At 64.7% G+C, this 5,133-nt stretch carries 7 protein-coding genes and 1 pseudogene; 6 read left to right on the forward strand and 2 right to left on the reverse strand.

Annotated elements, in window-relative coordinates:
* Positions 1-810 (reverse strand): polyprenyl synthetase family protein (locus ENZ75_RS20040; protein ID WP_164777155.1); only part of this gene is annotated, 810 nt, incomplete at its 3' end.
* Between the two features lie 200 nt (positions 811-1,010).
* Between ENZ75_RS20040 and ENZ75_RS20045 the strand changes: the two genes are divergently transcribed.
* The 6 genes from ENZ75_RS20045 (at position 1,011) to moaB (ending at position 4,708) form a co-directional block, all read left to right on the forward strand.
* Positions 1,011-1,235, forward strand: coding sequence for a DUF2007 domain-containing protein (locus ENZ75_RS20045; RefSeq protein WP_063167652.1), 225 nt, complete (start codon positions 1,011-1,013; stop codon positions 1,233-1,235).
* Positions 1,235-2,035 (forward strand): methyltransferase, encoded by an 801-nt coding sequence (locus tag ENZ75_RS20050; protein WP_013532832.1) that lies wholly within the window; start codon positions 1,235-1,237, stop codon positions 2,033-2,035. The genes ENZ75_RS20045 and ENZ75_RS20050 overlap by 1 nt, the downstream gene beginning before the upstream one ends.
* 79 nt (positions 2,036-2,114) lie before the next feature.
* Positions 2,115-2,978, forward strand: a complete 864-nt coding sequence (locus ENZ75_RS20055) for a S49 family peptidase (protein ID WP_027164178.1) — start codon at positions 2,115-2,117, stop codon at positions 2,976-2,978.
* Positions 2,979-3,061: 83 nt separating this feature from the next.
* On the forward strand, positions 3,062-3,247 hold the full coding sequence (locus ENZ75_RS20060) for a membrane protein (protein ID WP_027164179.1): 186 nt from the start codon (positions 3,062-3,064) through the stop codon (positions 3,245-3,247).
* 20 nt (positions 3,248-3,267) lie between these two features.
* Positions 3,268-4,167 carry a 4-(cytidine 5'-diphospho)-2-C-methyl-D-erythritol kinase gene (locus ENZ75_RS20065; protein ID WP_063167651.1) on the forward strand — a complete coding sequence of 300 codons (900 nt, stop codon included), beginning with the start codon at positions 3,268-3,270 and terminating at the stop codon, positions 4,165-4,167.
* On the forward strand, positions 4,154-4,708 hold the full coding sequence (moaB, locus tag ENZ75_RS20070) for a molybdenum cofactor biosynthesis protein B (RefSeq protein ID WP_024502637.1): 555 nt from the start codon (positions 4,154-4,156) through the stop codon (positions 4,706-4,708). The genes ENZ75_RS20065 and moaB overlap by 14 nt, the downstream gene beginning before the upstream one ends.
* Positions 4,709-4,728: 20 nt before the next feature.
* On the opposite strand, the pseudogene ENZ75_RS20075 reads toward moaB, so the two are convergent.
* Positions 4,729-5,133, reverse strand: a pseudogene (locus ENZ75_RS20075) (hypothetical protein); the annotation flags it as partial.

Here is a 5,133-nt window from a genome sequence, read left to right on the forward strand (position 1 = left end):
CTTCCAGAAGGTGCGCTCGGCCTTGGTGCCGCGCCGATAGGCGAGAATGACCGGAAGCGTCACCTTGCCCTCGCGGAAATCGTCGCCGACGTTCTTGCCGAGATCCTTGCTGGTGCCGCCATAGTCCAGCGCGTCGTCGATCAGCTGGAAGGCCAGGCCGAGATTCATGCCATAGGAGCGCAGCGCCGCACGATCGTTGCGCGTCGCCTGGGCGATGACCGGGCCGACCTCGGCAGCAGCCGAAAAAAGTGCGGCGGTCTTGGCCTTGATGACGGCGAAATGCTCGTCCTCGGTGGTTTCGAGGTTCTTGGCGGCGGCAAGCTGCATGACCTCGCCCTCGGCGATGATCGAGGCTGCACTCGACAGGATGTCGAGCGCCTCGAGCGAGCCGACATCGACCATCATGCGGAAAGCCTGGCCGAGCAGGAAGTCGCCGACCAGCACGCTTGCCTGGTTGCCCCAGATCATGCGGGCGGTCTTCTTGCCGCGGCGCATGCCGCTCTCGTCGACGACATCGTCGTGCAGAAGCGTCGCGGTGTGCATGAATTCGACGGAGGTGGCGAGCTTGACGTGGCCCTCGCCGGCATAGCCGAACATCTGGGCTGCGGCCAGCGTCAGCATCGGCCGCAGCCGTTTGCCGCCGGACGAGATCAGATGGTTGGCGACCTCCGGGATCATCTCGACGTCGGAGCCGGCCTTGGACAGGATCAATTCATTGACGCGCCCCATATCGGCGGCAGTCAGATCGATCAGATCCTTGATGGAGGCGGGCTCCCGCTTCCCGTTTTCGATGTTGAGAACGACACCCACGACAATCACTCCCGTCTTGGTATAGAGCGTGCGACGGCACCCTTAGTCCCTGTATGGACTCTAGGGCGGCGGACATGGGCACGGCAAGTGGCGAATTGGCGCGGCGGCGGCGACAGAATGTCAACGACCCCAAGGGAACGGCTCTGCCCCGGAATCCCCTGCCCGTTTACATCAATAGCGCAAACTGCGAGTTTCATACGATGATAGAACTAGTCCGCACCAACGATGCCGTGATCATTTCCTTTGTCGAATCGCTGATGCGCGACGCCGGCATTGCCTGCTTTGTCGCCGACCAGAATATGAGCATTCTCGAAGGGTCGATCGGTCTTTTGCAGAAGCGCGTCATGGTCGACGCCGACCAGGCCGACGCGGCACGGCGCATCCTCAGGGATGCCGGCATCGCCAACGAAATCCGCGGAAAATAATGTCCGCCGCGCCCGCCGCCCTTGTCCCGGACACGCCGGCCCATACGGTCGACGCTTTCCATCGCGGCCGGTTCTGGCTGGTGCAGCCCAAGCAAGGCGGTCATCGCGCCGGCATGGATGCGATGATGCTGGCGGCCTCCGTGCCGTCCTCTCTTGCCGGTCGTCTCGCCGATTTCGGTGCCGGTGCCGGGGCCGCCGGCCTGGCGGTGCTGTCGCGCTGCCCGGCCGCTGAGGCGGTGCTTGTCGAACGCGCGCCGGAAATGGCGGCCTTCGCGGCAGCCACCCTTGCCCATCCCGGCAATGCCCATCTGAGCGATCGCGCCTCCGTGCTGGTCGCCGATGTCACCGTATCGGGCCGGGCGCGGGCGGCCGCCGGCCTCGCCGACAATGATTTCGACTTCGTCATCATGAACCCGCCCTTCAACGCTCCCCGGGACCGCGCCTCCCCCGATCGCCTCAGAAAAGAGGCCCATGTCATGGAGGACGGGGTGTTCGAGAGCTGGATCCGCAGTGCGGCGGCGGTGGTCAGGCCGCGCGGCGGGCTTGCCGTGATCGCCCGCCCCGAACAGCTCGGCGCCATTCTCGATGCGATCGCAGGGCGCTTCGGCGATGCCGAAATGCTCGCCGTCCACCCTCGCCCAGACGCCGCGGCAATCCGCATCGTTGTGCGGGCAGCGCTCGGGGCACGGGGAAAGCTTGCCATCCGCCCGCCCCTGATGCTGCACGCGCAATCAGGCAACGGCCCTGACGAGCGCAGCGAAATGATTACCAACGGCCTCGCCTCGCTGTTTGGAGATTGAGCTATTCTGCCTGGCCACATTGCCGTTGGCCGGGAAATCCCTACATGCCTGCAACCTATCGACCGGAGACCGCGCCCTCGTGAAACGCCTTATCAACCGCCTGCTGCCGAAATCCTGGCGCTCCACCGTCGTCACAATTCCGGTCATCCGGCTGCACGGCACCATCATGGCAGGCGGTGGCCAGTTCCGGCCGAGCCTGTCGCTGGCCTCCACCGCTGGCCTCATTGAGAAGGCGTTTTCCTACGACGCCCCGGCAGTCGCCATCTCGATCAATTCGCCCGGCGGCTCGCCGGTGCAGTCGCGGCTGATCTTCAAGCGCATCCGTGACCTGGCCACGGAAAAGAACAGAAAGGTACTGGTCTTCGTCGAAGACGTGGCGGCGTCGGGTGGCTACATGATCGCGGTTGCCGGTGATGAGATCTTCGCCGACCCATCCTCCATCGTCGGGTCGATCGGCGTGGTCTCGGCTTCGTTCGGCTTCCCGGAACTGATGAAGAAGATCGGCATCGAGCGACGCGTCCACACCGCCGGCCAGAACAAGGCGGTGCTCGACCCGTTCAAGCCCGAGAAAAAGGAAGATGTCGAGCGGCTGAAGGCGCTGCAGCTCGAGGTGCACGGCACGTTCATCGACCTCGTCAAGGAGCGGCGCGGCGCGAAACTGAAAGACGACCCGGACCTGTTCACCGGCCTGTTCTGGACCGGCATCAAGGGCCTTGAACTCGGCCTGGTCGATGCGCTCGGCGACATGCGCACGGTGCTCAAGACCCGTTTCGGGGCGAAAACCCAGCTCAGGCTGATCACGACACCGCGCGGTTTCCTCAGCCGCTTCGGCCTGTTTGGCTCAAGCAAGGGCTTTTCAGCGCCCGAGATCGCAGGCGCTGCCGCCAGCGGCCTGATCGATGCGGCGGAAGAGCGCGCATTGTGGTCTCGCTTCGAGCTTTGAAAACCCGGCAAAAGCGTCTAGCATGAGAGCTTAACCGACCCGACCGGCCACCTTCGCCGGCCCAGCGTGGGAGGAGTTTTGGTATGCCGCAGATCATTTTCTTCACCGTCGTTGGCGTCGCCGCCTATTTCGGCTACCGCACCTTCATCCGCGAAGCCGAACGCGTGACCGCCAAGGTGCGGCGTACCGAAAAGCAGACGGCCAACGGCGCGATGGGCACTTTGGTCAAGGATCCGAAGACCGGCGAGTACCGGCTGGCCAAGGACTGAGCACCATTTCGCAGACCATTGTGGACACCGACATCGGGTCGCGTAGCTGGCACGCGCACGCCAAGATCAATCTTGCGCTGCATGTCACCGGCAGGCGCCCTGACGGCTATCATCTGATCGAGAGCCTGGCGGTGTTCACGCGGTTTGGCGACAGGGTCGAAATCGCGCCTGCCGACAGCGATGAATTTACCGTGTCCGGCCGCTACGCCCCGGCGGTTCCTCTCGACGCCAGCAATCTGGTGCCTAGGGCGCGCGATGCCCTGCGACAGGCGGTCGGGCACGAGAGAACACCGCCGGTCGCTATCCGGCTGGAAAAGAACCTGCCGGTCGCCTCCGGCGTCGGCGGCGGTTCGAGCGACGCGGCGACCGTGCTGCGCGGGCTGGTGGAGACATGGGGCCTGGATATAGACGGCGCAGAGCTGGCGCGGATCGGCCTCTCGCTCGGCGCCGATGTGCCGATGTGCCTGGCGGCCAGACCTCTGGTCGCGCGCGGCATCGGAGATGAACTGTCGATGGTGCCGGATTTTTCGGCGCTTGGCCTGGTGCTGGTCAATCCGGGCACCCCGGTCTCGACGGCGGACGTCTTTGCGGCGCTTTCCCGGCGCGACAATGAGGCCTTGCCGCCGCTGCCGCGCAGCATCGATTTTCATAGCCTGCGCAACTGGCTGGAGATCACCCGCAACGACCTCGAGCCCGCCGCGCTGGCGATGCAGCCGGCTATCGGCAGGGCGCTTTCCTGGCTGAACAAGGCCGGATCCGGTTTTTCACGGATGTCCGGGTCCGGCGCCACCTGCTTCGGCCTGTTCGAGACCGGCAATGTCGCCAAGCGCGCCGCCGCCGAAATCCGCGGCCGCCAGCCCGACTGGTTCGTCGCGGCGACGCGCAGCATCGCATCGGAGGTATCTGATGGCCAGAATTGACGAGAGCCGCTCCTTCATTCCCGTGCGCATCGCGGTGCTGACCGTTTCAGATACGCGCAGCCTCGCCGACGACAAATCCGGCCAGACGCTGGCCGACCGCATCACCGAGGCCGGCCATATGCTGGCGGCCCGCGATATCGTCACCGACGATCGGGAAAAAATCCGCGACACGGTTCTGGCGTGGTCGCGGGACAAGAATATCGATGTCGTCATCACCACCGGCGGCACCGGTTTCACCGGCCGTGACGTGACGCCGGACGCGCTGGAGCCGATCTTCGAAAAGCGCATGGATGGCTTTTCGGAAGTGTTCCACCGGATCTCCTACGACAAGATCGGCACCTCGACGATCCAGAGCCGGGCGACCGGCGGCGTCGTCAACGCCACCTTCGTCTTCGTGCTGCCGGGTTCGCCAGGCGCCTGCAAGGACGCGTGGGACGGCATCCTGAAGGCACAGCTCGACTACCGGCATATGCCGTGCAACTTCGTCGAGATCATGCCGCGCCTGGACGAGCATTTGCGGCGCGGCAAATCAGCTCCGTAAAGCCGAGGCAAGCGTCGCTCTCAGCGGATGACCGGCTCGCCATGAAACCGCCGGCGCGACGGCGGCGAGACGCCGAAGCCGACTTCCATCATCAGTCGGGGCGTGCGTGCCGGCACGGTGCCCATATGGAAGCCAAAAGGGTCCTCGACGAAACCGAGACCGGCCTCGCCGGTCAGCGTCACCGGGCTCTGCTCGCCATAGACATCCAGGACCTGTTGCGCGGGGTGGCCAACCAGAAGCGTGAGCTGGTGCTTGAGGCTGCGGCGCTTGTGGCTGCCCCTGACATAGACATGCGGACCGGTGTCGGCGTCGACCGGCTTGAGGTAGAAGAAGAATTTCAGCATGCGCCAATCATCGAGGTCGAAATGATACTTGCCGAGCGAGGCGAGGTTCTTGTCGGCATCCGAAGCGGCACCGGTTAGAAA

The organism is Mesorhizobium sp. M7A.F.Ca.CA.002.04.1.1, from assembly GCF_004022805.1.
GTDB lineage: Bacteria > Pseudomonadota > Alphaproteobacteria > Rhizobiales > Rhizobiaceae > Mesorhizobium > Mesorhizobium ciceri.

Excerpts from the sequence above, each read along its gene's own strand:
- ENZ75_RS20060 (WP_027164179.1), top strand. The coding sequence starts at position 3,062 with ATGCCGCAGATCATTTTCTTCACCGTCGTTGGCGTCGCCGCCTATTTC.
- ENZ75_RS20045 (WP_063167652.1), top strand. The coding sequence starts at position 1,011 with ATGATAGAACTAGTCCGCACCAACGATGCCGTGATCATTTCCTTTGTC.
- ENZ75_RS20050 (WP_013532832.1), top strand. The coding sequence starts at position 1,235 with ATGTCCGCCGCGCCCGCCGCCCTTGTCCCGGACACGCCGGCCCATACG.
- moaB (WP_024502637.1), top strand. The coding sequence starts at position 4,154 with ATGGCCAGAATTGACGAGAGCCGCTCCTTCATTCCCGTGCGCATCGCG.